This window comes from Vibrio sp. TRT 2004 (assembly GCF_050113735.1).
GTDB lineage: Bacteria > Pseudomonadota > Gammaproteobacteria > Enterobacterales > Vibrionaceae > Vibrio.
Map to the genome: position 1 here is coordinate 16683 of NZ_JBNJOH010000040.1, position 22466 is coordinate 39148.

Here is a 22466-nt window from a genome sequence, read left to right on the forward strand (position 1 = left end):
TCCATCTTGTTGGTGACAAATCTAAGTTGGGACTATACCGAGTTCTGCCGCTAACATCAAAGCTGTGCTACATAGTGTATCTCGTTACGCCTTACTTTTAAAAGAGGGAGGCTGATACTGCATTGACGTATCTTTCTTCATCAGAATGTTGCTCGCAATCAGGCTACCAACACAAATCAGAGACAAGGCTATCCAACCCAACGGAGTAGGTTGCTCCGCAAAAATAGGTATGGCGAGCAAGGTCGCAACAGCGGGGGTCGCAGCGCCAAATGCTGCGGTTCTCTCTGCTCCAAGGACAGAGATCGCGTGGAGATAAGTAAACGCGGCGATGATGCCCGCACCGACACCTTGAAGCATAAAGTGGCCGCTGAGTTGTTCCCACGGCCACTCGCTAAAGGCGTGGCTGTAGAGGTAGCTATCGATAGCACCACTCGCCATTAGGAGAAATAACGCGAGGTTAGACATCAGTGCAATGAGCCCTGAAGCCGCCAACGGATTGAGATTGGAGACGCGCGCACAAATGGTGAACATCGCCCACATGACACTACCAATCAAAAACAGCATATGCCCCTGAAGCAAATTAGGATCTGCTTGGCTAAGACTCTGGGTTAGAAAAGTTCCAATACCAATTACCACCAAGGTTAAACCAACAATTCGATGACGACTTAATGGCTGCTTAAACAGGATGACGGCAATAGCGGATACAAACAAAGGTAAGGTGCCAGGAACTAGGGCGCTACCATCCGATACTGGAGCCAATGTCATTCCGGTACCCGCTACAAGTAAATAGGGGAGACCACTGCCAATAAACATGCCGATCAGATAGCGTTTGGGCACCGCCATGATCTGTTGTCTCGCTTTGTAAACAATAGGAAGTAGGATCACACAAGGGATCAGAAAACGGGTCAGTGCAATATCCGCTGTCAGTAGCTCAGAATGAGCCCCACTGCGTAATGAAAGAAAAAATCCTGACCAGAGTAAAAGTGTGGCAACCATTGCCAGATATCCAGAAACCATATCCATATGTGACCTTAAAAGTAGTTGTTAACATTATGGAATGTATATCGAGGTGAAATCTGGCAATATTGACTGATGATTCAAAAAGTTTTGACTGATTCAGTTAAAATTGTGCCAATAATTGATCGAAATATGCGTGAATGACGATGGACAGAATTGATAAACACATTTTGCGACTCTTACAGCAAGACGCTCGTCAGGCGACAGCGGAAATTGCAGATAAGGTGGGGCTGTCTGCTTCACCATGTGCTCGCCGAATCAAAAGATTGGAGGAGCAGGGTATCATTGCCAATTATCGCGCCACACTCAACAAGGATTTGATTGGCGTCGGTATGACCGTATTTGTTGAAGTGAGCCTTAACAACCACCAAGCCGCTAGCATCGATGACTTTGAACATGCAATTCAAGAAATGGATGAGGTTATCAGTTGCCATGTCGTGTCGGGAGCGTATGACTATCTGTTAGAAGTTGTCAGTCATGATTTAGCGGGCTATGAGTCCTTTACTCGTAAACTTCAACGCTTGGAGAACGTTAAAGATATTCATACTCACTTAGCCATCAGGCAGGTCAAAGGCGGGAGCGAACTGCCTATTTTTAAGTGACAGCGTTAACTCGCTTGACCTCGTTGACGTTTTCCGTCGGCACACTGTTTTTGATACCTAGTGGTACAAAAGTTACGAGCGTGATGACGGCGATAATCTTCAGCACTTGCTTTTGCTTAGTGAGATCGAGAATCGCCTCGTCGTTCAAATTTGGTAATGTCTTGCCCATAACCATTACACCTTTATGACCGCTTTAGATGTTTATTGTTTAACTTTAAACGTAATCATAAAGATAAATGAAAGCAAATATCTTAGTTGGTTAATCTGGTTTGGTGATGCTACCGAGTTCTAGAACGGGAGCTACATCAATATCCTCTGCGTTCATCATCGATGAAATTCGCTGTACAGAGGAAAGCAACAGTGATTGCTCCCACTCTTCTAGTTTCTGAAATTTAGTGATGAAACTTTGCTGCAGCGGAGTCGGCGCATTATCCAGTACGTTCTTGCCTTGGTCAGTCAGATGGGCATGGACTTTCCGTTTATCTTTACTATTACGCACACGCTGCACCAGCCCATTGCGCTCCAGCCGGTCAAGAATGGTGGTGGCCGTTGCTTGGCTCATGTTGGTATGGTCAGACAACTGACGAATAGTGACATCGCCTAACTCTTGAATCGAACGCATGAGTATTAATTGCGGTCCGGTTAAACCTGACTCTTTGCTCAGTTTTTTAGAGTGTAAATCTATCGCTCGAATGATCTGGCGAATGGAAATTAGGACTTCTTCGTGCTTCTCCAATGCGCTTCCTCACTGGTTCGATAAAAGAAGGGAAAATACATCAAATGTCACTCTAGATAAAGCCTCCAGTCTCACAAATCAGCATGACCACTATTCCATTATCAGTAAACCATTTCATTTAAATTGTTTAGTGTACAAAGTGTTTTTCTTGCAGTATTTCATCTTTGCGAGCAAATAATGACCACTCAAATGCCGGTTTGATAAAACATTGCTCATTTATTAGCATATTACTGGATTGAAACGACGAAAAATGTACAATGATGAGAATTGTATCCAGTTGCAGAATGATGAAATTGTTTTTAACTCTAACTATTTTGTTGATTGGGCAACGGTTACTCATTAAAGAATAGATGCAGAGAGGAAGAATGACTAAAGGCATAGATAAGTACAGTATTGACAGTACCGACTATACAATCGGTCAGGATAACGTGCAGAAATGGGGATTTGACGTTCACAATCCAGTCTTTGGATGGAGTGCGAGTCTAATTGCCCTGTTTTTGATTGCCGTGTTGGTCATGGATGCGGAATCAGCCAAGGCGACACTGGATGGCATCAAGTGGCAGATCATTGGCAACTTTGATTGGCTGTTTATCTGGTCTGGGAACATTTTCGTGATTTTTTGTTTAGCTTTGATCGTATCGCCGCTAGGTAAAATTCGCTTAGGTGGCAACGAGGCTACAGCAGACTACTCATACCTGTCTTGGCTATCGATGTTATTTGCCGCCGGTATGGGTATCGGTCTCATGTTTTGGAGCGTTGCGGAACCAGTCGCTTATTTTACAGGTTGGTATGAAACGCCATTGGGTGTTGAAGCGAATTCGCCTGAAGCCGCTAAGCTTGCCTTGGGCGCAACTATGTTCCACTGGGGGCTTCACCCATGGGCAATCTACGGTGTTGTTGCATTATCGCTGGCTTTTTTCGCTTATAACAAAGGGCTACCACTTTCCATTCGTTCGATTTTCTATCCGTTACTTGGCGATAGAGCGTGGGGTTGGGCAGGTCATGTTGTCGATATCTTAGCGGTACTCGCAACCTTGTTTGGTCTAGCGACATCTTTGGGGCTGGGAGCACAGCAAGCAGCAAGTGGTATTCACCACGTGTTTGGCATTGAGTCAGGTTTAGGCTTGCAGGTAGTTGTGATCACGGTTGTAACCTTGTTGGCTGTCGTCTCTGTTGTACGTGGTATCGACGGTGGAGTTAAGGTCATCAGTAATATCAACATGCTTGTTGCCTTCCTATTACTCATTTTAGTGGCCCTTATCGGCTATGCGATTGTTGCAGGGAATATTGGCACGACATTTATGTCGTACGTGGAGAATATCATTCCATTAAGTAATCCACATGGACGAGAAGACGAAGCTTGGTTTCAGGGGTGGACAGTATTCTACTGGGCTTGGTGGATCTCATGGTCGCCATTTGTAGGTATGTTTATTGCGCGTGTTTCTAAAGGACGTACAGTTCGTGAGTTCATCACAGCAGTCTTGCTTGTCCCGACAGCGGTGACGTTACTGTGGATGTCGACCTTTGGCGGCATGGCAATAGATCAGGTCATCAACAATGTGGGTGAGCTTGGTAGCGAGGGTCTGACGGACGTGTCTCTGGCCATGTTCCAAATGTTTGATGTGTTGCCGTACGGTTCAATTCTATCTGTGATTGCCATCATTCTGGTTTTGGTGTTCTTTATTACCTCTTCAGATTCTGGCTCGTTAGTGATTGATAGCATCACGGCTGGTGGTAAGGTTGATGCGCCTGTCATTCAGCGCGTCTTTTGGGCCTTTATGGAAGGCGCGATTGCTGTCGCACTATTATGGATTGGTGGCTCTGAAGCGGTTCAGGCATTACAGGCAGGGGCGATCTCTACGGCGCTACCGTTTACGATAGTTCTTCTGTTGATGTGTGTAAGCCTACTCATGGGTATGCGTACTGAGCGTTAATAAGTGATAAAACGGCATAAAAACAGAAAAGGGACGCTTGCGTCCCTTTTCTGTTTTATACGCAATTTAGGCAATCTCATCTTTGCCACTGTTCTCTTGGTTAAGCTCAGATTTACACTGTTAATTATTCTCAGGTTTACGCGTCACACATACTGGTATTTGAGCGATAAACTCGTTACTGTGGCTGATAATTGTACAATCAAAGGCAAAGTGCCTTGTTTGTAAACGTCGTGAAGTCAGGGAGGAATAAGGAATGAGTTATCTAGTGGAAGGTACGTGTCAGTGCGGTCAGGTGAGTTACCAATTGCACCAGCCACCTAAGATGGTATTAGCATGCCATTGTCGAGAATGCCAAAAACTTGCGACGGCTCCTTTTAGTGTGACTGCCATTGTTGCGACCCAAGATATTGAATTTAAAGGCGAGCTAAAGGAGTGGCAGCGAATGGCAGAGAGCGGCAACAAAAATTATGCGAAGTTTTGTGCTCAATGTGGGAACCGGGTCTATCACTTCAACCCAGATGATCCATCAACAATAAAGCTTAAATTGAAATCAAGCAGCGATTCGGATCATCATGTGTTTGAGCCGACAGTGCATGTCTGGGTCAGTGAAAAACAGGATTGGTATGAGATTCCGCAAGGCGTTAAGTGTTTCGACAAACAGCCATAGCGCGGTGTGATTGGTTGAATGCCGGTTTAGCAAAAATGAAAACGCCCAAGCAGAATGCTTGGGCTTAATTATATCTGATTCACTTAACCACGCATCATTGCGCAAGCGTATGCCGTCATGAATGCCGGTTCTTGGTATTGTTTAAGACCCGTATCCTTAAACTGGATACCGAGTGGGTTTCGCTTCAGGCTCTCTTTGATGTCAGTTGGAGAAACAACTTTCACTTCCACATCATCAATAAGCTGGATTGCTGCTTCTAATTTGAAACCAACGGCACCACCAGCAAATTTGCCTTTTGTTTGACGTTGACGAATGACAACTTTTTCAATCTTGTAGTCTTGAATTAGCTTAGCAAATGAGAACTGGAATTTCTTCACTTCTTGCGTGTCGTTAGCATTGCCTATGCTTAGCTTTGCTACGCGGCAGTCTGGCAAGTGGACTACGCTGTCGGCATGTGAAAGAAGGCAGATTACTGCGTCGTTACCTTGAAGTTCTACACCACAAATTTTCATGTTATTACCTGATCGTTTCTGAGCTGGCTATTATATCCGGCATCGGTAACATATCGACTATTTTATTTAGCAATAATCGAGATAGGGTTGCCCACTCAGTGTAGGCGAGTCATTACTTTCCATTGACTAATGATTCATGACTGGTTAGGGACAGAGAGCACCTTGCTCAGCGACCTGATCAATCATGTAATCATTGCGTAGGTTTCTGTAGACAACTGCGTGCCAGACTTGACCATTCTCAAGTGTAAACTCAATGGCGTAATTGACACCATTAACCACCTGAGTACGTACTTCATTGACTTGTTTCAAAGGGGAAGTGGTATTCATTTGTGCCATAACAGTATCAATGGCTTGCTGCGCTTCGGGAGTGATTTGAGAAACGGACCAACCTCCAGGCATAGATTTCGATTGGCACATAGCGGTCACTGGACGGGTAGGTTGTTCATTTTTGCTGCTTTGGCTACACCCAAATAGGGCGGTTAGCGTCAACACAGACGTAAAGATAACTTTGTTCATTGTTATACCCTTAGATCGGAGACAGATAAATTGATTTAATCAGAGCTGCACAGTCCAGAAGATCTGATATGCAGCGAGTATAGCTTTCGAGCGTTAAACAAAGTCAAGACAGTGCAATAAAAAAAGCCGCAATAGTGACCTAGAGCGGCAAGGCAGGGGGGAGATTAACCTTTTTTACTTTCGCGGTACTGGTATTGGTAATCGATATCAAGCACGGCTTTGTACTCAATATTGCCAGGGCTACGAGCAAATTCGTCGACTGAAACCGTCATATCACTGAGTTTGACGCTAGGAGTAATAACATTGCTTTCTGTGATTGGCAGCGCGATTTTTAGTTCAGCGCTGTTCATTGATTTCATCTCATCCACGAGGTTAAACGCCGCATCATAGGCTTGCTGCTTGCTTGCGTAAGCATCAGTAGTCACACTGGTATTTGACGTAACCGTATTAGTGCTAGCAAAAACTGATGCACTCATAACGATCGAAGCTAATAAAATCACTCTTTTCATAGTTGTTTCTCCTGATGGGTAACCTTCGCCAAATAGATTACGCTTCGAAGGGTAAGGAGTCTGTCAGGCAATGTAAGATTAATCCTAGTTTTCGTAAAGCTTACCTTTACGTTACTAACCGTTAGGAAACAGTGTGAAAAAATGCCCTATTTGCTGGCACGATTGTCACGTTAAAGTGATGGGATAGTGGTTGCCGTCTTATCGCGACTCTGGACAAAAATTAATCGGCGTATGAGGTGATTGGTAATCACAACAGATTGTTTTTATTATAATGACAGTAGAAATGATCCAAGTTGGTCTCGAAGTTGCTAGATAGATTACCGCAGACACAGAGGAAGATTGTGTCTATGGTAATAATAATGGTTCTAGCAGTGCGTTGCGTAGGAAGAAGCAATGAAAAAACTCGCATTACTATTGGTAATTTGTTTGTCCCTAATCGGTTGTAGCTCTAAGTTTGTCTACAACAACATGGATTGGTTGTTGCTGGAGTATTTAGATGACTATGTTGAGTTAAACGATGAACAGGAAGAGTTAGTGAGTCAGAAGGTGGCGGTTCTTAGTGAATGGCACCGACGTGAAGAAATCCCTAATTATATCGAGCATCTTGATGAGCTTATCGAGATAGAACCGAGCACATTTACACTGCAACAACTCGAACAGCAAGAGATAAAGTTTCACAACCATTCTCAGCGTCTTGTGACGAGAGTTGCCCCCGAACTGTATTCTGTTGCGCGTGAGTTGTCTGACAGTCAAGTCGGACAGCTTATGGACAGTATTCGTGTTCGTCATACCAAATACAAAAAAAAATACCAGCCACTGAGTGAACCAGAAGTAAAACAACGTTACCGAGAGCGAATAGAAGAGAATCTCGAAACATGGATAGGTGATCTCACCGACCAACAGCAAAGCTTGCTCGATGAATGGGTGGCAGCGCTTTACGTTACATCACATGACTGGATTGATCATCAGACCAAGATGCGCATAGAGATGAACGCATTACTGACCAATCGACTTGATATCAACAAGTTTCAACCAGAGTTTAACAAGCTAATGTTCAATCCTGATAGCTTCTATGCGCCAGAGTTGGAACAGAAAATCGACCACAATAAACAGATCGCGAATCAGTACTTGGTCAAAGTCATCAACACCATGACCACAAAGCAGACTCAATACTACCGAGATGAGTTACGGGACTGGAAAGCAATCGCGTTAGATATTCAGTAGCTTGAGCACAAAATTTACTCATCTCTATTTGTTCAATGGAAAGAGCAGGTTAGAGTAGTTAACCCCTAATAAAAACTCGTAACCAAAATGGAATGGATTCTACTATTTGGCGCTGGTGTTCTGGGCGGTATACTTAACAGCATTGCGGGCGGTGGAAGCTTTATCACGTTTCCTGCACTCATGTTTGTTGGTGTACCTCCTGTGATTGCTAATGCGACCAATACCTTCGCGGCATGCGCCGGTTATATCAGCGGTACCTACGGATTTCGTCAGGACATCGCTCAGTCGGCTAGTGCATTGAAATCAATGATCTTCTTCAGTCTCCTTGGCGGTGCCATTGGCGCTTACTTGCTTCTCAGTGTGTCTGAGCAGCAGTTTTTAGTCGCCATTCCATGGCTGCTACTGTTTGCTACCTTGCTATTTGTTTTTGGCAATAAAATCAGTCATTGGGTCAGTCTAGCGGCGAGAACGGCGTCGTTGAGTCCGATGTGGGCGGTGATATCCATTACGTTGTTATTGATTCTGGTTTCCGCCTATGGGGGATTCTTCAATGCTGGACTGGGCGTTATCGTCCTCAGCTACTTAGTCTTGGCCGGACATAACGATATCAACCAGATGAACGGCCTGAAATTGCTTATCTCATCATGTGTTTCAATCATTGCCATTGTCGTGTTCGTTCTTGATGGCGCGATTGATTGGCCTAGAGGCTTTGCTGTGATGTTAGGAACGCTTTCGGGGGGCTATGTTGCCGCTCGTGTATCGCGAAAAGTGGAGCAGGTTTACGTGAAAGGGTTTGTCGCCTTGTCGAGCATAGTGATGACCGTCTATTTCTTTGTTGATGTCTATTGGTAACGCGTCGACTAGCTCATTGCGGAGTGTCACATACCGAGTTATTTTGAGTTTGATTTAGGTTTATTTAGCTTACATTACGGCATAATGAATTGGTCAAAACATGGCCGATTAATGTTTTAGCCATGTCCCTTTGTTGATACTTAGGAGGCGTTATGAACAGAAAACTAGGCAGAGTAATGTCAAGCAGTCGCATGATTACCTTCATCGCATTTCTTGCCGCGACGTTTGCATGGATCCTGAGCATGCCAGCTCTTTTTACCGTGTCGGTGATCGCACTGATTGCCAGTTTTGCTCTCTATGTCACCGATAAGTTCAAAGGAAACGATAAACAGAAGAGCGCCTAATGGCGCTCTTGCCGTTTCCATTTTGGAAAGGATGTCTTTCCCAAGTTCATTAACCATGTGTAATACAATACTTGTAGGAGATAAATAAAAGGAGGTTATTCACTTTGCCTTACACAAAGCCAGCACTGTACTGGCCTAGAGGATAAAACATATATGCTCACACACTACTCACCCATCGCCTTTGAAAAAACACCGCTAATTGATGAAAGAGATCTGTTTATTGCGTCTAATGTTCAGTCGTTGGAAGATTTCTTAAAAACGGAGTTATCCGGAGGTCGGCATATCTATTGCTCTTTCTCTCAATCACACCTCGATTGGAGTGTAATAAGGAACATCAAACATCGCGAGATAAAAAGCATCGGCTTTGTCGATGGTCAAACTTTGGTTCGTCGATAAACGGTTTGATACGACTTATATCTACAGTACCTCTCAACGCTGAGAGGTATGGCTCTTTTTACCTTATCCGATTTTCGACGTATTCTCCTCTTCTCAATCCTTAGCTATTGCGCCAATCTTTGCAATTTACCGTGTACAGTTTTCAAATTAGAGACGTTGGTTAAATTAACATAAAAATAATTTCAAAGATTTAGATAAAAGCATTCTAATTAGTCCTATTGGGTTATTAAGGTTAATTATTGCTGTGTTAATATAAATTAACTAAAGTTAATCATGAACTTTATGGTAGCCTTAAGTCCGAATGAAATTTTTTATGTCATTTCTTTGAATTGTATTTCTTTATTTTGAATTATATTTCTTTATAAAGATATGGTATAAATTATCTCAATTAATCTCACTTTTCTGGTGACTGTATGAACGGAATGAAGTTTAGTGAAATAAAATCAGAGTTGGAAGGACTCAATGACCATCAGCTCCGAAACATCAAGCACGAAGTTGACAAAATCCTGAGTGAAATGGAGAAGTCCGGGCAATTACTCTCAGATGAAGAGCTGGATTTCATCAGTGAGCTTTATAAGGATGAAAATTACTATTAGTCGTACGTTTGACAGGGACTTTGCACCAACTCATCCATCAGCCTCTTACATCGAGATCCACTGGGATTCGCTGCCAACCATTGATGCTTGCTCTTATCCTACAATCCACCAATAGTTTAGTGCCTTTTATCTTTGAACTACGCAATAGCTAGTATTCGTACGGAACAAGGGCATGAATAGGGAACGCTTGACGGATATATTTTAAATCGATAGTTTATCGATAAATATCGTTATTAGTTTGCAATGATTTATTAATAAAAAAAGCCAATAATATACCTAATAAAGCAATATTCTATTTTCTTTCCTTTTTATTTGCGCATATGGCATTTTGATAAGTGATTGTTTTGCATTAATTATAGTAGTGAATTAGTGAGTAATGATGAATTCGCTGGATGAACCGATAATAAAAAAGCCGATTTGATTACCAAATCGGCTTTGCGGCAAATTTAACTTAGATTACACATCGTAAGTTGTAGAGGCTGTATCGCCGCCTGTACCAGTCCAGTTAGTGTGGAAGAACTCACCACGTGGACGGTCAATGCGTTCGTAGGTGTGAGCACCGAAGTAGTCACGCTGCGCTTGCAGAAGGTTAGCTGGCAGGCGAGCTGTTGTATAACCGTCTAGGAAAGAGAGAGCAGAGATGGTACAAGGCATTGGGATACCCGCTTCCAATGATTTTGCTGCAACTTTACGCCAAGCGCTTAGGCTATTTTGTAGAATGCCTTTGAAGTAATCGTCTGAACCTAGGAACGCGATGTCAGGGTTCGCTTCATAAGCATCACGGATGTTACCTAGGAAAGCAGAACGGATGATACAACCGCCACGCCACATTAGCGCTACGTTACCGTAATTTAACTCCCAGCCGTTCTCGTTTGACGCTTCACGCATTAGCATAAAGCCTTGAGCGTAAGAGATGATCTTAGACGCAAGTAAAGCTTGGCGAAGTGCATCAACCCACTCTTGCTTATCCCCTTCTACTGGTGTGATAGTTTTGCCGAATAAAGATTCTGCTTCAACACGCTGATCTTTTAGCGCAGATAGGCAGCGAGAGAAAACGGATTCAGAGATTAGCGTCAGTGGAATGCCTAGGTCTAGTGCGTTGATACCCGTCCATTTACCGGTACCTTTTTGACCAGCAGTGTCTAGGATCTTCTCTACTAGAGGCTCACCGTCTTCGTCTTTGTAGCCTAGGATATCAGCCGTGATTTCTACTAGGTAGCTATCCAATTCGGTTTTGTTCCACTCAGCGAATACCGCTTGCATCTCGTCAGCAGACATACCTAAGCCATCTTTCATGAACTGGTACGCTTCAGTGATAAGCTGCATGTCGCCGTATTCGATACCGTTGTGAACCATTTTAACGAAGTGGCCAGCACCGTCGTTACCAACCCAGTCACAACAAGGCTCGCCCGCGTCAGTTTTAGCAGAGATGCTTTGGAAGATAGGTTTTACCGCTTCCCATGCTTCAGGAGAACCACCCGGCATGATCGAAGGTCCAAAACGAGCACCTTCTTCACCACCAGAAACACCTGTACCGATAAAGTGAATGCCTTTTTCACGTAGTGCAGCAACACGGCGGTTAGTGTCTGGGTAGTTGGTGTTACCACCATCAATGATGATGTCACCTTTCTCAAGAAGTGGTGCTAGCGCTTCGATAAATGTATCTACAACTTCACCTGCACGTACCATGAGCATCACTTTACGCGGTGTTTCTAGTTTCTCAACTAGCTCTTCTAGTGAATAAGCACCAATGATGTTAGTACCTTTCGCTGGGCCTTCTAGGAACTCGTCTACTTTCGCAGCAGTACGGTTGTGAGCAACCACTTTGAAACCATGGTCGTTCATGTTTAGGATAAGGTTTTGCCCCATTACTGCTAGGCCAATTACACCGATATCACCTTTCATTATTTCTCTCCAATTTTCTATTTACGCGCTCGCATTACGCGATTTTTGCTGCTGCGTCTGAATCTAAGTACCATTCCGTTAGACCAGTTTTTGACTGGATTTTTGATGCTGGATAAGGCAGCTCATTCGCCGGAGTAGTATGAATTTCGTTTACAATGTCAACTTTGCCTGCACCAAGTACGAGGTAGCTGATGCGTTTCGCTGCTTCCAACACTTTTGCGGTTTTTGAAACGCGAATTTGTCCTGACTCAGGGTGAGAGGCAAGCACAGATAAGTTCTCATCCTGGTAATTTGTTTGATTTGGGAACAGGGATGCAGTGTGACCATCTGCCCCAACGCCGAGTAGAATCCAGTCAAACACAGGAGTGCCATTTTCACATGGAATCACGGCAGCCATTTCTTCAGCAAAGCGTTTTGCTTCAACGGCTGGCTCATCTTCGCCGCGAATACGGTGGATGTTTTCGCGAGGAAGATTGACTTGGCTAAACAGTAAGGCGTTGGCCTCGCCATAGTTGCTTTCTACATCGTCTGGTGCGACACAGCGCTCATCACCCCACCAGAAGTGCAGGTTGTTCCATTGAATGGATGTCGCGTAAGTGTCACTTGCCAATAGTTTAAATAGCATCTTCGGCGTGCTACCGCCAGAGAGTGAAATATGGACAGGTCGGCCAAGTTCGCTATAGGCTTTCATGTCGTCAGCTAAGCTTGCCACCACTTGTTCAGCGGTTGGAAAAATCTTGTGATTAATCATAGTTCACAGTAATCCGTGTCAGTTAAGTTTTTACAAGGGAAGCGCCATGCACGATTGTCACGTTGCAGTAAGTCATCAGACTCTTTTGGTCCCCATGTACCACAAGCGTAACCAAATAGAGCTTGTGGGTCTTGTTTGAAGTCTAGAATCGGTTGAACGTATTTCCAGCACGCTTCGACCGCATCGCTACGAGCAAACAGCGTCGCATCACCGTTTAGTGCATCAAGCAGTAAACGCTCATAGGCCGTCAGCATTTGCGTTTCTTGCAGAGAAGCATAATGAAAGTTCATTTTCACTTCTTTGGCATGGAAACCCGCGCCTGGTTCTTTTAAACCAAAGCTCATTTGGATGCCTTCGTCTGGCTGAATACGAATGATCAGTTTGTTTTCTGGCGCATTTTGACCAAACACTGGGTGCGGTGTCTGTTTGAAATGGATAACCACTTCCGTGACACGTGTTGGGAGACGCTTACCTGTGCGGACATAGAAAGGCACGCCATTCCAACGCCAGTTGTTGATGTACGCTTTCAGGCCAACGTAAGTCTCAGTGCGCGAATCTTCGGCAACACCTGGCTCATTACGGTAGCTTGGTAAAAATTCACCACGTACATCCGATTCAGTGTACTGACCAAGAACGAGGTTGTTACGTAGATCGTCTTCTTCAAGCGGTTTTAGACACTGAAGAACTTTAACCACTTCATCACGCATTGAGTCTGCATTGATTTGTGCCGGTGGTTCCATACCGACCATAGCAAGGACTTGCAGCAAGTGGTTTTGGAACATATCACGAACAGCGCCCGAGCCGTCGTAGTAGCCACCACGCTCTTCCACACCGAGGAATTCCGCGCCTGTGATTTCAACATAGTCGATGAAGTTGCGATTCCACAATGGTTCAAACATTGCGTTGGAGAAGCGGAATACCAATAAGTTCTGTACTGTTTCTTTACCTAGGTAATGGTCAATACGGTAGATTTGGTGCTCTTGGAAGTGCTCATGAATTTCTTTATCGAGTTTTCGCGCAGAAGCCAGATCATAGCCAAACGGTTTTTCGATGATTAGGCGTTTCCAACCGTCATCTTCATTGTTCAAACCGTGTGCAGCAAGGCTGGCTGGAATGATGCTGTATAGGCTTGGTGGCGTTGCTAGGTAGAATAGCGTATTGCGTTGCTCGAACTGATAATGGTCTGCCAATTGGTTGAGACGCGACGACAGTTTAGAGTAATCAGAAGTATCCGAGGTGTTGATCGCTTGGTAATGCAGATGGTTGATAAAAGCATCTAATGTTGCTGGCTCAGTTTTCTCCATTTCCTGAAGAGAACGTTTTAGCTTTTCACGGTAAGACTCATCGCTGTATTCCGTACGACTTACGCCGAGGATAGCGAAGTTCTCAGGCAGCTGTTTGTTTGAGTAAAGGTGATATAAAGCAGGGATCAACTTACGATAGGTTAAGTCGCCCGAAGCACCAAAAATAACGATGCTGCTGTTTTCTGGTATTACCATCATCTTTCCCTTAGAAACGAGGTAGTTAGCATGTGCCTAGGAGGTTGGCATTTAAGTAGACCAACCCTATCAACGACACCTCAAATTATAAAACTGGTCTTGCCTATTAAACTGATAGGCAAAAGCCAATAAAGCGTGCCAATTCTTTCATTTGTCAGCGGGGCTGACGCCAAAAAACGGAGCTCAATGCTCAGATGGCAGCGTATTGTCTATGACTCTTTGATATACATCAACCTTTGAGAGGGCAATCGATTAAATATTGACTCATTGGTGAGCTAACTTGTTGAAAGTTATAGCTAGAGCATGATTTTGCGTTTCGAGATAAAAATGACGCATTTACTCTAATTTGGTTCGCAAATTGTTGGAGTGTTTAGAAATGGGATTTTAGGAAGCTTTTCACTCTTTTGATATGTGCTCCACGGTCAATCTCACCCAACTGATTTGGTGATAAAAACATCTCTGCGTATTGTTGATCGATGTGTTGTTCAAGAAAAATCAGATATAGCTTAGGATCAATGTGTCCCGTTGTTGCCATCTCCGTCATGATTTCTAAAGATTCAGATAGAGTTTTGGCTTTTTTGTACGGCCTATTGCTTGAAGTCAGAGCTTCAAAGACATCGGCAATCGCCATAACACGTGCGGGAATGGATAGTTGTTCTTGGAATAAACCTTTTGGATAACCTTTGCCATCCATTCGCTCATGATGTCCTCCTGCGATTTCAGGAATATTTTTGAGATGGTCCGGGTAGGGAAGACGATTGAGCATCATGATGGTCTGAATGATATGGTCATTGATAATAAAGCGCTCTTCATCGTTCAGGGTCCCTCTCTGGATGGAGAGGTTATAGAGTTCGCCACGATTGTACTTGTAATCGCCTGGTACCAATACAAACTCCTCTTGCCAAAAATCCTGTGGTTTAGTGTTACTCTGCCACTCAATGAGATGCACTTGTTTGTCGGCGAGGATTGACTCTTCAACGGGTAAATCGCTAGGCTTTCCGGCACGTTGTTTTTCTATCCATGAGACACCAGCTTGGTCATCTAACGTCCTTGTCCATTTATAGGCACTGATTTTCTTGAGGCGTTCTAGAGCATCCTGACTCATATTTTCACCACCGATATTACATTCAGCAATGAAGAGAGCAAATCATCTTGAGGTGTCGCTTCAGCGAGTAACAAGCGGGTTTTGTTGTTTAAGCTAACTGGCGTTAACGTCACTGACCAATTCTGGTCATCGTGCTCAAGCGTTTCGTAAATAATTTGGCTCGAACTACGGTTGATGACGGTTCTAAATACGCTGTCTTTGAGTAAATCAACACTGGGGCGGCCGTCGTCACTCTGTTCCATGCCAACATTGTGATGGGCCAATATGTTGAATTTATTGTCAAATAGAGTCAGCTTGGTATTTTCCGAATGTCCCATTCGACTGATTTGTTCAGAGAGCGAAGTTAAGGTGAAATCTGCTCCAACGACGCTCTTACTATCCGGCGAACGACGCGATAGTGTAACTCCGTTGGTCTTCAGAAAGTAAAAAAAATATGGCTCAGTGAGTCGTATTTCGCCATCTAGGTCTGCATTGGAGAACCACGGACGAGTGCGTGGATCAAACTTATTGTCATTGCTTTGGCGCTGTCCAACATTGCGGAAACTGCCATCAAGGAAGGTAAAACGATTGAGACCAGACGGATTGGTCGTGTTGATCATCAGCGCGGCTTTGTCTGGTGCATCAAATCGTTCTCGGTCGCCATTGGTTCTAAGGGCGCGAATCAGTGTGAGGTCACCAGAATCGTTAGCATAGAAAAGTGCGACGACTCCTGGGTTGCGTTGAAAAATCAAATGGAGGGAGGCGAGGAAAAGTTGATGTTTTTCAGGTGCCTGATGGTCATCAATTGATCTACTCATCGCCATAAAATCGAGAGTGGTAAGAATCGGCCCCGCTTTGACCTGGAACGTTGATTCCAGCTGTCGAGCGTTTTCACTGCTGAGTTCTTTCGCACTTCCGGTTAACAAATCCTGAGCATGTCGGTAACTGATGGCAATAAGAACCGAGCCCACTAATGTCGTGAGAACCAGAAATAGAGTAGTGATATGAATACTTAGGGAGTAACGACGCTTTCTCATGATCTGTCCAGTAGCAAGTACATTCTAAGTATTGAACAAACTGGCGATGATGCAAAAAAACTACTTCATATTGATGTTTTTATTATTGAAAGCCTTTAGGAGTGGGTTTCGGTGGACTTAAACAGGGGAGAGTTGATAGGCTAATGTCGTTGTTGAACTGGGTGATCGGCAGTTTTTAGACTTCTTAGCGTTACGTGGTCGCGAGGTTATCGAAGACTTTAAACCGTTATAAGTTGATACAAATTTACGCTCATGTGTGCGGAATAAATTCAGTACACTTTGTCCTCATTTCCCCGAAATAAAGAATAAATACAATGAAAAAATTGGTTCCTGTATTCGCGTTAGTTATGTCAGCTCAAGTGTTTGCGAGTGATTTCGATTTGAAAGCGACCATGAAACAGATGAAAGTCGAGTTCAAACAGGCCGCTCAGGCAGAGGAAATCACCCAAATGAAATCCGCAGTTGCTAATCTCTCGGAGTTAATCGAACAGTCGAAACAGGGTGAATACCCGCCAGAGAAAACCGATCTTTACCTTGAAGGCTTTAATAAGCTTTCTGTTGCGTTGGACTCTATTGAGGCGAAATTAGAGGCTGGTAACTTAGAAGCGGCCAAAGCGGAGTTAAAACGCGTCGATGATTTACGTGCTGAGTATCATGATAAGCGTAATCCAAGCATCTGGAGCAAGCTATTTGGCTAAAAGGCTCAAGGCCATACTGTAAGGGTAAAAAACCATGATCAATGTTAGGTTTTTTATCGTAGGTTACTGAGTTTGTTAGCAGAAGGTTATATATTTGCGCTCTAACTATTGAGAGTGACAATGATCAGAGCGTCTTATTTTAAGCGAAGCATGTTAATCGCAAGTGCCCTTAGCTGGGTGCTTGTGACATTGATGCCTGTTATAAACGCCCATGGTGCCAATGCCGGGGTGTGGGCGACGCTCTGTACTATCAATGGTTTTGAGCTGGTTCAAGTTGAAGAAGGTACGGTAGAAACCCAACACAGCAAACCTTGTCCATTTAGTCACTTTTCCAGCTTTCATCAGGATTCTCTTCCAACACCCCAACACGCACGAAGATCGACATTAGCGACGATGGATTCGTACACTTATTTGGCTCTAAGTGAACGTTTTCAATTTGCTATCCCACGCGCTCCGCCCGCGGTTCTTTTTTCCAACTTTATCGATATCTCATAATAATTAGGCTTAAAGCCACTAAGTAAAGTTAATGCTCAGCGATTAGCCTCGACATGATTCGAGGTGCGACGCTGTGCGTCTTAAAAAGGAAAATATAATGCTGGGTAGTCAGTTTGAGACTCAACCTAAGGAACACGCACGCTCATCAAAAAGTCAGCAATCCATTGAAAAGAAAAACGCTAAAGCACGCTATTTCCTCGCTTGGCGTTGGCACTTCTATGCTGGCTTATTCGTTATCCCGTTTATGTTAATGCTAAGTCTCACCGGTATAGTGATGCTGTTTGATGATGAGATTGAACATTTTCGTTACGGCGAAATTTTAACGGTTACTCCGCAAGAGACGGTTCAATCTGTGTCGAAGCAGATGCAAGCCGTTATTGCTCAATATCCCAAAGCCAGAGTGACGCAGTTTATCGCGGCTTCAGAAGCGACGGTCGCCAATCGGTTTAACGTTCGATTAGCAGATGGAAAATCATTGTTAGTGGCGGTTAACCCCTACACAGCAGAAGTGTTAGGCGAAATTGATCGCAGCAACAGTTGGTACCAGTTGGCGAACGATATTCACGGAACCTTACTCATTGGAACGTGGGGAGACTACTTGATTGAAGTGTCCGCCAGTTTAGGAATTCTTTTATTGGTATCAGGGATATACCTATGGCTGCCAACAGACAACGCGGCCAAAGCAGGCTTTCTTAAGGTGAGATTAACCAGCGGTACACGTACCATGTTGCGAGATCTTCACGCAAATCTAGGAGGTGTGCTTTCGATTGTGCTGCTGCTATTTTTGCTTTCTGGCCTCGCTTGGGCTGGAGTGTGGGGAGCGAAAATGGTCCAAGGCTGGAACACCTTTCCAACCTATTATACATGGGGTGAAAAGCCACAATCCGTTCAGACTCACGCCAGTTTAAATCATGGAAGTGAAGAAGAGCTGCCTTGGAATCTTGAGCAAACGCCGTTACCACAGTCGCAAAACCATCATGGCGGCCATGAACACAACGAAGTGAGTTATGATGCCAGTAACACGATGGATATCGATAGTGTGATATCTCAGGCGCAGCAACTTGGTTTCAGCCGTTTTAAAGTCTTTTTGCCTCAATCGTCGACAGGTGTCTATACCATTGCGGCGAACTCGATGGCAGGAGATGTGACGGATCCAAGAGAAGACAGAACCACTCATATCGACCAATACAGTGGCAAGGTATTAGTCGATGTGACGTGGCAGGACTACAGCCTAATGGCTAAGTTGATGGCAGTAGGGGTATCCCTCCATCAGGGCGATCTTAGTGTTATCAATAAAGTGCTCAACCTACTGTTCTGTTTGGCATTCATCGCGATTTCAATCACGGGTGCGGTGATGTGGTGGTTACGACGTCCAAGTAAACAGAACAAGTTGGGGGTGCCAGCGCGTTTTGAACAAGAAGGTACTTGGAAGGTGGGGCTGGCGTCCGTTGTGGTGATCAGCCTCTGCTTCCCATTGGCAGGGGTAACGATTATTGCGACCTTGTTGTGTCGTCAGCAGAAGTGCCAGACTGCGCGAATACTTAGCGTGTTAGTCGCGATGAGTTGATGAATACCGCTCTGAGGCTCTCCTCAGGGCGGTATTATTTTTGACTCAGTTGCTCGGTCATATAGTCGATGAATCCACGTAAACGAGCGGGCATGTACTTGGTTTGTGGGTACTGAATTGCTATTGCCCCGTGGTAGTTGCTTTTGATTGTCCAGTCTGGCAAGACTGGAACGACTTGGTTTTGCGCAATCGCATCGGCGATAACAAAGTCATGGAAGATGCCGATACCAAGTGCATTCTTAACCCCTGTCAATCGCATTTGTGAGTGGTTAACTGCGTAGCGTCCGCTAACGGGTACTGAGTGGTACTCGTCTTCTTTAAAAAAGTCCCAGATATGGTCACGGTCGGTTTCTGCTAGGTACAAACAGTCATGTTTTACCAGCTCTGTTGGGTGGGTTGGCATCCCTCGCTGTTCGACATATTCAGGGCTTGCACACAGCACTAAGTTAGTTTTACTCACTTCTCTCAATACCAAATTCTCATCTGGCTTATCGGTGAGTTTGAAAGCGACATCAATTCCATCGCGGATCAAATCTATTTCGCCATCCGCAGCGCGGAGTTTGAGCTGAATGTGCGGGTATTGCTTGAGAAAAGGCACAACGTGAGGCTGAAGCACCGAGTTTAAGAACGCTTCGGGTGCTGCAACGGTCAACGCCCCCGACATTTCTTGATGATCTGAAGTCGAAAGTTCAACGGCTTGCTTGGCGGCGTTAACCATGACCATTGCCTGATCATAAACCTGTTGACCTGAGCGGGTAATGATCAGCTTGCGCGTCGTACGTTCAAACAGTTTCACCGATAGAGAGGTCTCCAATCGAGTCACCAGTTTACTTAGCGCTGAAGGCGTCACCTCAAGCTGCTTCGCCGCAGCGGTAAAGCTTCCTTCGTCAACGATTAAAATAAAACTCGCTAAGTCAGGGAGTAGGGCGATCAGTTTGGTGTTTTTCATAGTGGAGTGTGTTAATGGCAATGATGGGGGGAGTTTAGCGTGATCCTGAGCGACGGTCATCACAAAAGCGTCCAATTTGTGCCTCAAATTCAATAATGTTTTTCCGCTCAACGGGATAATGGAAACAACGTGCTTGAATTACACTTAAGACAGCAGATTTTAGTCTTTAGCAATGCGCTCAAGGCAATCGATAAGCGATATGCTTACAATCATAATAACTAGGAAGGAATTTGAAATGTCTTCTGCATTCTACCAACAGATCCAACAGCAAATTGAAGAAGTAAAAGCGGAAGGCCTTTATAAATCAGAGCGTGTGATCACTTCGCAACAGGCCGCTGCGGTGAAAATCTCAACCGGCGAAGAAGTGCTTAACTTCTGTGCGAACAACTACCTTGGCCTTGCAAATCACCCTGCTCTAATCGAAGCAGGTAAAGAGGGTATGGACGTTCACGGCTTTGGTATGGCATCTGTGCGTTTTATCTGTGGTACTCAAGACATCCATAAAGAACTTGAACAAAAGCTTTCTAAGTTCTTGGGTAAAGAAGACACCATCCTATACACCTCTTGTTTCGATGCGAACGCTGGTCTGTTCGAAACGATTCTAGGTGCAGAAGACGCTATCATTTCTGATGCGCTAAACCACGCCTCAATCATTGATGGTGTTCGCTTATGTAAAGCTATGCGTTTCCGTTACTCAAACAACAATATGGAAGAGCTAGAGCAGCAACTAATCGCAGCAAAAGAAGCTGGCGCTCGTCACATCCTGATTGTGACTGACGGTGTTTTTTCAATGGATGGTGTGGTGGCTAATCTTCCTGCCATCTGTGACCTTGCTGAAAAGTACGGCGCACTGACAATGGTTGATGATTCGCACGCTGTAGGCTTTATGGGCAAAACAGGTGCAGGCACTCACGAGTACCACAATGTTGTAGATCGCATCGACATCATCACAGGCACACTGGGTAAAGCGATGGGCGGCGCTTCAGGCGGTTACACTTCTGGTAAAGCTGAAGTGATCGACTGGCTACGTCAGCGTTCACGTCCATACCTATTCTCTAACTCTGTTGCACCAGCAATCGTCAACGCTTCTATCCGCGTTCTTGACCTGCTTGAAGAGAGTGGTGATCTACGCGACCGCCTATGGGAAAACGCCGCACACTTCCGTGCACGTATGGAAGCGGCTGGATTCACTATGGGTGGTGCAGACCACGCAATTATCCCAATCATGTTAGGCGATGCCAAAGTAGCTGCCGAGTTTGCAGAGCGCGCTTTAGAGAAAGGCATCTACGTGATCGGTTTCTCTTTCCCTGTAGTACCAAAAGGTCAGGCACGTATTCGTACACAAATGTCAGCAGCACACTCTCGTGAGCAGCTAGATCGCGCTATCGATGCGTTTATCGAAGTGGGTCGTGACATGGAGATCATCAAATAATGAAAATCAAAGCACTATCAAAACTAAAGCCTGAACAAGGCATCTGGATGACTGAGGTCGACAAGCCTGAACTTGGTCATAACGATCTTCTGATCCGTATTAAGAAAACCGCTATCTGTGGCACTGACGTTCACATCTACAACTGGGATGAGTGGTCACAAAAAACCATTCCGGTTCCTATGGTTGTAGGTCATGAATATGTGGGTGAAGTGGTTGGCATTGGTCAAGAAGTCCGTGGCTTCGAAATCGGTGACCGCGTATCTGGTGAAGGCCATATTACTTGTGGTCACTGCCGTAACTGTCGTGGTGGACGTACTCATCTATGTCGTAACACAACGGGTGTTGGTGTTAACCGCACAGGTGCGTTTTCTGAGTACCTAGTGATACCAGCATTTAACGCATTCAAAATCCCTGAAGGGATTTCTGATGACCTTGCGTCAATCTTTGACCCATTTGGCAATGCGGTACATACAGCACTGTCTTTCGACCTAGTTGGTGAAGACGTACTGATCACCGGCGCAGGCCCTATCGGTATTATGGCAGCAGCGGTTGCTAAGCACGTAGGTGCTCGTCATGTAGTGATCACGGACGTAAACGAATACCGCCTTGATCTTGCTCGTAAGATGGGTGTGACTCGCGCTGTTAACGTTGCAGAGCAAAAGCTTGAGGACGTGATGGCTGAACTTGGTATGACAGAAGGCTTCGATGTTGGCCTTGAAATGTCTGGTGTACCTTCAGCGTTCAACTCAATGCTACAAACAATGAACCACGGTGGTCGTATTGCCCTATTAGGCATTCCACCATCAGATATGGGTATTGACTGGAACCAAGTTATCTTTAAAGGTCTTGTTATTAAAGGTATCTACGGACGCGAAATGTTCGAAACGTGGTACAAGATGGCGTCATTGATTCAGTCAGGCCTAGATCTCACGCCAATCATCACTCATCACTTCAAAGTTGATGACTTCCAAGCAGGCTTCGACGCTATGCGTAGCGGGCTTTCTGGCAAAGTTATCCTTGATTGGGAATAACCCAATAAACTAAGAATAGCGCTCCGATTGGGGCGCTTTTTGTTTTCAGCCCTAAACCACCTACTTCAGTAGGTGGTTATCATTCAGTGAGGCTTTGCCTGTAGTTCTACCCA

General features: G+C 44.8%; 23 protein-coding genes and 1 pseudogene. 13 read left to right on the forward strand and 11 right to left on the reverse strand.

The features are described 5' to 3' along the window. Positions 1-84: 84 nt before the first annotated feature. Positions 85-1017 carry a DMT family transporter gene (locus tag ACQEXR_RS15165; protein ID WP_427020675.1) on the reverse strand — a complete coding sequence of 311 codons (933 nt, stop codon included), beginning with the start codon at positions 1015-1017 and terminating at the stop codon, positions 85-87. A 146-nt stretch (positions 1018-1163) separates the two neighbouring features. Here ACQEXR_RS15165 and ACQEXR_RS15170 point away from each other — a divergent pair, with 146 nt between their 5' ends. Beyond that, positions 1164-1619 carry an Lrp/AsnC family transcriptional regulator gene (locus tag ACQEXR_RS15170; RefSeq protein ID WP_331417742.1) on the forward strand — a complete coding sequence of 152 codons (456 nt, stop codon included), beginning with the start codon at positions 1164-1166 and terminating at the stop codon, positions 1617-1619. On the opposite strand, the gene ACQEXR_RS15175 is transcribed toward ACQEXR_RS15170, so the two are convergent. Beyond that, a complete protein-coding gene (locus ACQEXR_RS15175; RefSeq protein WP_427020670.1) occupies positions 1612-1788 on the reverse strand; it encodes a hypothetical protein in 177 nt (58 codons plus the stop codon). The genes ACQEXR_RS15170 and ACQEXR_RS15175 overlap by 8 nt on opposite strands. Before the next feature lie 90 nt (positions 1789-1878). Beyond that, positions 1879-2355 (reverse strand): MarR family winged helix-turn-helix transcriptional regulator, encoded by a 477-nt coding sequence (locus tag ACQEXR_RS15180; RefSeq protein ID WP_138972636.1) that lies wholly within the window; start codon positions 2353-2355, stop codon positions 1879-1881. A 365-nt stretch (positions 2356-2720) separates the two neighbouring features. Between ACQEXR_RS15180 and ACQEXR_RS15185 the strand changes: the two genes are divergently transcribed. Further along, positions 2721-4289: a BCCT family transporter gene (locus ACQEXR_RS15185; RefSeq protein ID WP_426950162.1), complete on the forward strand. Its 1569-nt coding sequence runs from the start codon at positions 2721-2723 to the stop codon at positions 4287-4289. 253 nt (positions 4290-4542) lie between these two features. Then, positions 4543-4956 carry a GFA family protein gene (locus ACQEXR_RS15190; protein ID WP_426950163.1) on the forward strand — a complete coding sequence of 138 codons (414 nt, stop codon included), beginning with the start codon at positions 4543-4545 and terminating at the stop codon, positions 4954-4956. Between the two features lie 83 nt (positions 4957-5039). On the opposite strand, the gene ACQEXR_RS15195 is transcribed toward ACQEXR_RS15190, so the two are convergent. From ACQEXR_RS15195 to ACQEXR_RS15205, 3 genes are all read right to left on the reverse strand, one after another. Beyond that, complete coding sequence (locus ACQEXR_RS15195; protein ID WP_138972633.1) at positions 5040-5468, reverse strand: DUF3010 family protein; 429 nt, start codon at positions 5466-5468, stop codon at positions 5040-5042. A 144-nt stretch (positions 5469-5612) separates the two neighbouring features. Beyond that, the gene (locus ACQEXR_RS15200; protein WP_426950165.1) at positions 5613-5984 is read right to left on the reverse strand and encodes a cystatin domain-containing protein; all 372 of its coding nucleotides are present in this window, start codon (positions 5982-5984) and stop codon (positions 5613-5615) included. A gap of 164 nt (positions 5985-6148) precedes the next feature. Further along, positions 6149-6493, reverse strand: coding sequence for a DUF3316 domain-containing protein (locus tag ACQEXR_RS15205; RefSeq protein ID WP_427020671.1), 345 nt, complete (start codon positions 6491-6493; stop codon positions 6149-6151). A gap of 393 nt (positions 6494-6886) precedes the next feature. Here ACQEXR_RS15205 and ACQEXR_RS15210 point away from each other — a divergent pair, with 393 nt between their 5' ends. The 5 genes from ACQEXR_RS15210 (at position 6887) to ACQEXR_RS15230 (ending at position 9905) form a co-directional block, all read left to right on the forward strand. Next, a complete protein-coding gene (locus tag ACQEXR_RS15210; RefSeq protein WP_427020672.1) occupies positions 6887-7717 on the forward strand; it encodes a DUF6279 family lipoprotein in 831 nt (276 codons plus the stop codon). 87 nt (positions 7718-7804) lie between these two features. Next, positions 7805-8569: a sulfite exporter TauE/SafE family protein gene (locus ACQEXR_RS15215; RefSeq protein WP_426969384.1), complete on the forward strand. Its 765-nt coding sequence runs from the start codon at positions 7805-7807 to the stop codon at positions 8567-8569. A gap of 152 nt (positions 8570-8721) precedes the next feature. Continuing rightward, on the forward strand, positions 8722-8913 hold the full coding sequence (locus ACQEXR_RS15220) for a hypothetical protein (RefSeq protein WP_138972630.1): 192 nt from the start codon (positions 8722-8724) through the stop codon (positions 8911-8913). A 153-nt stretch (positions 8914-9066) separates the two neighbouring features. Continuing rightward, on the forward strand, positions 9067-9309 hold the full coding sequence (locus tag ACQEXR_RS15225) for a hypothetical protein (protein WP_138972629.1): 243 nt from the start codon (positions 9067-9069) through the stop codon (positions 9307-9309). Positions 9310-9722: 413 nt separating this feature from the next. Next, the gene (locus ACQEXR_RS15230; protein ID WP_426950171.1) at positions 9723-9905 is read left to right on the forward strand and encodes a hypothetical protein; all 183 of its coding nucleotides are present in this window, start codon (positions 9723-9725) and stop codon (positions 9903-9905) included. 456 nt (positions 9906-10361) lie between these two features. On the opposite strand, the gene gnd is transcribed toward ACQEXR_RS15230, so the two are convergent. The 4 genes and pseudogenes from gnd to ACQEXR_RS15250 form a co-directional block, all read right to left on the reverse strand. After that, entirely contained in the window at positions 10362-11810 is a 1449-nt protein-coding gene (gene gnd / locus ACQEXR_RS15235) for a decarboxylating NADP(+)-dependent phosphogluconate dehydrogenase (protein WP_138972627.1), read from the reverse strand. Positions 11811-11844: 34 nt separating this feature from the next. Next, positions 11845-12561 (reverse strand): 6-phosphogluconolactonase, encoded by a 717-nt coding sequence (gene pgl, locus ACQEXR_RS15240; protein ID WP_426950172.1) that lies wholly within the window; start codon positions 12559-12561, stop codon positions 11845-11847. Then, positions 12558-14060 carry a glucose-6-phosphate dehydrogenase gene (gene zwf, locus ACQEXR_RS15245; protein WP_426950295.1) on the reverse strand — a complete coding sequence of 501 codons (1503 nt, stop codon included), beginning with the start codon at positions 14058-14060 and terminating at the stop codon, positions 12558-12560. The genes pgl and zwf overlap by 4 nt, the downstream gene beginning before the upstream one ends. A 370-nt stretch (positions 14061-14430) precedes the next feature. Continuing rightward, a pseudogene (locus tag ACQEXR_RS15250) lies at positions 14431-16181 on the reverse strand (HD domain-containing phosphohydrolase). 314 nt (positions 16182-16495) lie between these two features. On the opposite strand from ACQEXR_RS15250, the gene ACQEXR_RS15255 reads away from it, so the two are divergent. The 3 genes from ACQEXR_RS15255 to ACQEXR_RS15265 all read left to right on the forward strand — a co-directional run bounded on the left by ACQEXR_RS15255 (position 16496) and on the right by ACQEXR_RS15265 (position 18941). Continuing rightward, on the forward strand, positions 16496-16879 hold the full coding sequence (locus ACQEXR_RS15255) for a cytochrome b562 (RefSeq protein ID WP_427020673.1): 384 nt from the start codon (positions 16496-16498) through the stop codon (positions 16877-16879). 120 nt (positions 16880-16999) lie between these two features. Then, positions 17000-17374: a hypothetical protein gene (locus ACQEXR_RS15260; RefSeq protein WP_331427293.1), complete on the forward strand. Its 375-nt coding sequence runs from the start codon at positions 17000-17002 to the stop codon at positions 17372-17374. Positions 17375-17471: 97 nt separating this feature from the next. Beyond that, positions 17472-18941, forward strand: a complete 1470-nt coding sequence (locus tag ACQEXR_RS15265) for a PepSY-associated TM helix domain-containing protein (protein ID WP_427020674.1) — start codon at positions 17472-17474, stop codon at positions 18939-18941. A 34-nt stretch (positions 18942-18975) separates the two neighbouring features. Here the strand turns inward: ACQEXR_RS15265 and ACQEXR_RS15270 are convergent, their stop codons facing one another. After that, entirely contained in the window at positions 18976-19890 is a 915-nt protein-coding gene (locus ACQEXR_RS15270) for a LysR family transcriptional regulator (protein WP_138972621.1), read from the reverse strand. A gap of 235 nt (positions 19891-20125) precedes the next feature. On the opposite strand from ACQEXR_RS15270, the gene ACQEXR_RS15275 reads away from it, so the two are divergent. Together ACQEXR_RS15275 and tdh are read left to right on the forward strand one after the other, a co-directional pair. After that, positions 20126-21322 (forward strand): glycine C-acetyltransferase, encoded by a 1197-nt coding sequence (locus tag ACQEXR_RS15275; RefSeq protein WP_138972620.1) that lies wholly within the window; start codon positions 20126-20128, stop codon positions 21320-21322. Further along, positions 21322-22353: an L-threonine 3-dehydrogenase gene (gene tdh / locus ACQEXR_RS15280; protein ID WP_426950182.1), complete on the forward strand. Its 1032-nt coding sequence runs from the start codon at positions 21322-21324 to the stop codon at positions 22351-22353. Before ACQEXR_RS15275 ends, tdh begins: the two co-directional genes overlap by 1 nt. Positions 22354-22466: the final 113 nt, after the last annotated feature.

Bases quoted from the DNA above. Each gene is read 5' to 3' on its own strand.
- ACQEXR_RS15165 (WP_427020675.1), bottom strand. From the start codon at position 1,017: ATGGTTTCTGGATATCTGGCAATGGTTGCCACACTTTTACTCTGGTCA.
- ACQEXR_RS15170 (WP_331417742.1), top strand. From the start codon at position 1,164: ATGGACAGAATTGATAAACACATTTTGCGACTCTTACAGCAAGACGCT.
- ACQEXR_RS15175 (WP_427020670.1), bottom strand. From the start codon at position 1,788: ATGGGCAAGACATTACCAAATTTGAACGACGAGGCGATTCTCGATCTC.
- ACQEXR_RS15185 (WP_426950162.1), top strand. From the start codon at position 2,721: ATGACTAAAGGCATAGATAAGTACAGTATTGACAGTACCGACTATACA.
- ACQEXR_RS15190 (WP_426950163.1), top strand. From the start codon at position 4,543: ATGAGTTATCTAGTGGAAGGTACGTGTCAGTGCGGTCAGGTGAGTTAC.
- ACQEXR_RS15195 (WP_138972633.1), bottom strand. From the start codon at position 5,468: ATGAAAATTTGTGGTGTAGAACTTCAAGGTAACGACGCAGTAATCTGC.
- ACQEXR_RS15200 (WP_426950165.1), bottom strand. From the start codon at position 5,984: ATGAACAAAGTTATCTTTACGTCTGTGTTGACGCTAACCGCCCTATTT.
- ACQEXR_RS15205 (WP_427020671.1), bottom strand. From the start codon at position 6,493: ATGAAAAGAGTGATTTTATTAGCTTCGATCGTTATGAGTGCATCAGTT.
- ACQEXR_RS15210 (WP_427020672.1), top strand. From the start codon at position 6,887: ATGAAAAAACTCGCATTACTATTGGTAATTTGTTTGTCCCTAATCGGT.
- ACQEXR_RS15215 (WP_426969384.1), top strand. From the start codon at position 7,805: ATGGAATGGATTCTACTATTTGGCGCTGGTGTTCTGGGCGGTATACTT.
- ACQEXR_RS15220 (WP_138972630.1), top strand. From the start codon at position 8,722: ATGAACAGAAAACTAGGCAGAGTAATGTCAAGCAGTCGCATGATTACC.
- ACQEXR_RS15225 (WP_138972629.1), top strand. From the start codon at position 9,067: ATGCTCACACACTACTCACCCATCGCCTTTGAAAAAACACCGCTAATT.
- ACQEXR_RS15230 (WP_426950171.1), top strand. From the start codon at position 9,723: ATGAACGGAATGAAGTTTAGTGAAATAAAATCAGAGTTGGAAGGACTC.
- gnd (WP_138972627.1), bottom strand. From the start codon at position 11,810: ATGAAAGGTGATATCGGTGTAATTGGCCTAGCAGTAATGGGGCAAAAC.
- pgl (WP_426950172.1), bottom strand. From the start codon at position 12,561: ATGATTAATCACAAGATTTTTCCAACCGCTGAACAAGTGGTGGCAAGC.
- zwf (WP_426950295.1), bottom strand. From the start codon at position 14,060: ATGGTAATACCAGAAAACAGCAGCATCGTTATTTTTGGTGCTTCGGGC.
- ACQEXR_RS15255 (WP_427020673.1), top strand. From the start codon at position 16,496: ATGAAAAAATTGGTTCCTGTATTCGCGTTAGTTATGTCAGCTCAAGTG.
- ACQEXR_RS15260 (WP_331427293.1), top strand. From the start codon at position 17,000: ATGATCAGAGCGTCTTATTTTAAGCGAAGCATGTTAATCGCAAGTGCC.
- ACQEXR_RS15265 (WP_427020674.1), top strand. From the start codon at position 17,472: ATGCTGGGTAGTCAGTTTGAGACTCAACCTAAGGAACACGCACGCTCA.
- ACQEXR_RS15270 (WP_138972621.1), bottom strand. From the start codon at position 19,890: ATGAAAAACACCAAACTGATCGCCCTACTCCCTGACTTAGCGAGTTTT.
- ACQEXR_RS15275 (WP_138972620.1), top strand. From the start codon at position 20,126: ATGTCTTCTGCATTCTACCAACAGATCCAACAGCAAATTGAAGAAGTA.
- tdh (WP_426950182.1), top strand. From the start codon at position 21,322: ATGAAAATCAAAGCACTATCAAAACTAAAGCCTGAACAAGGCATCTGG.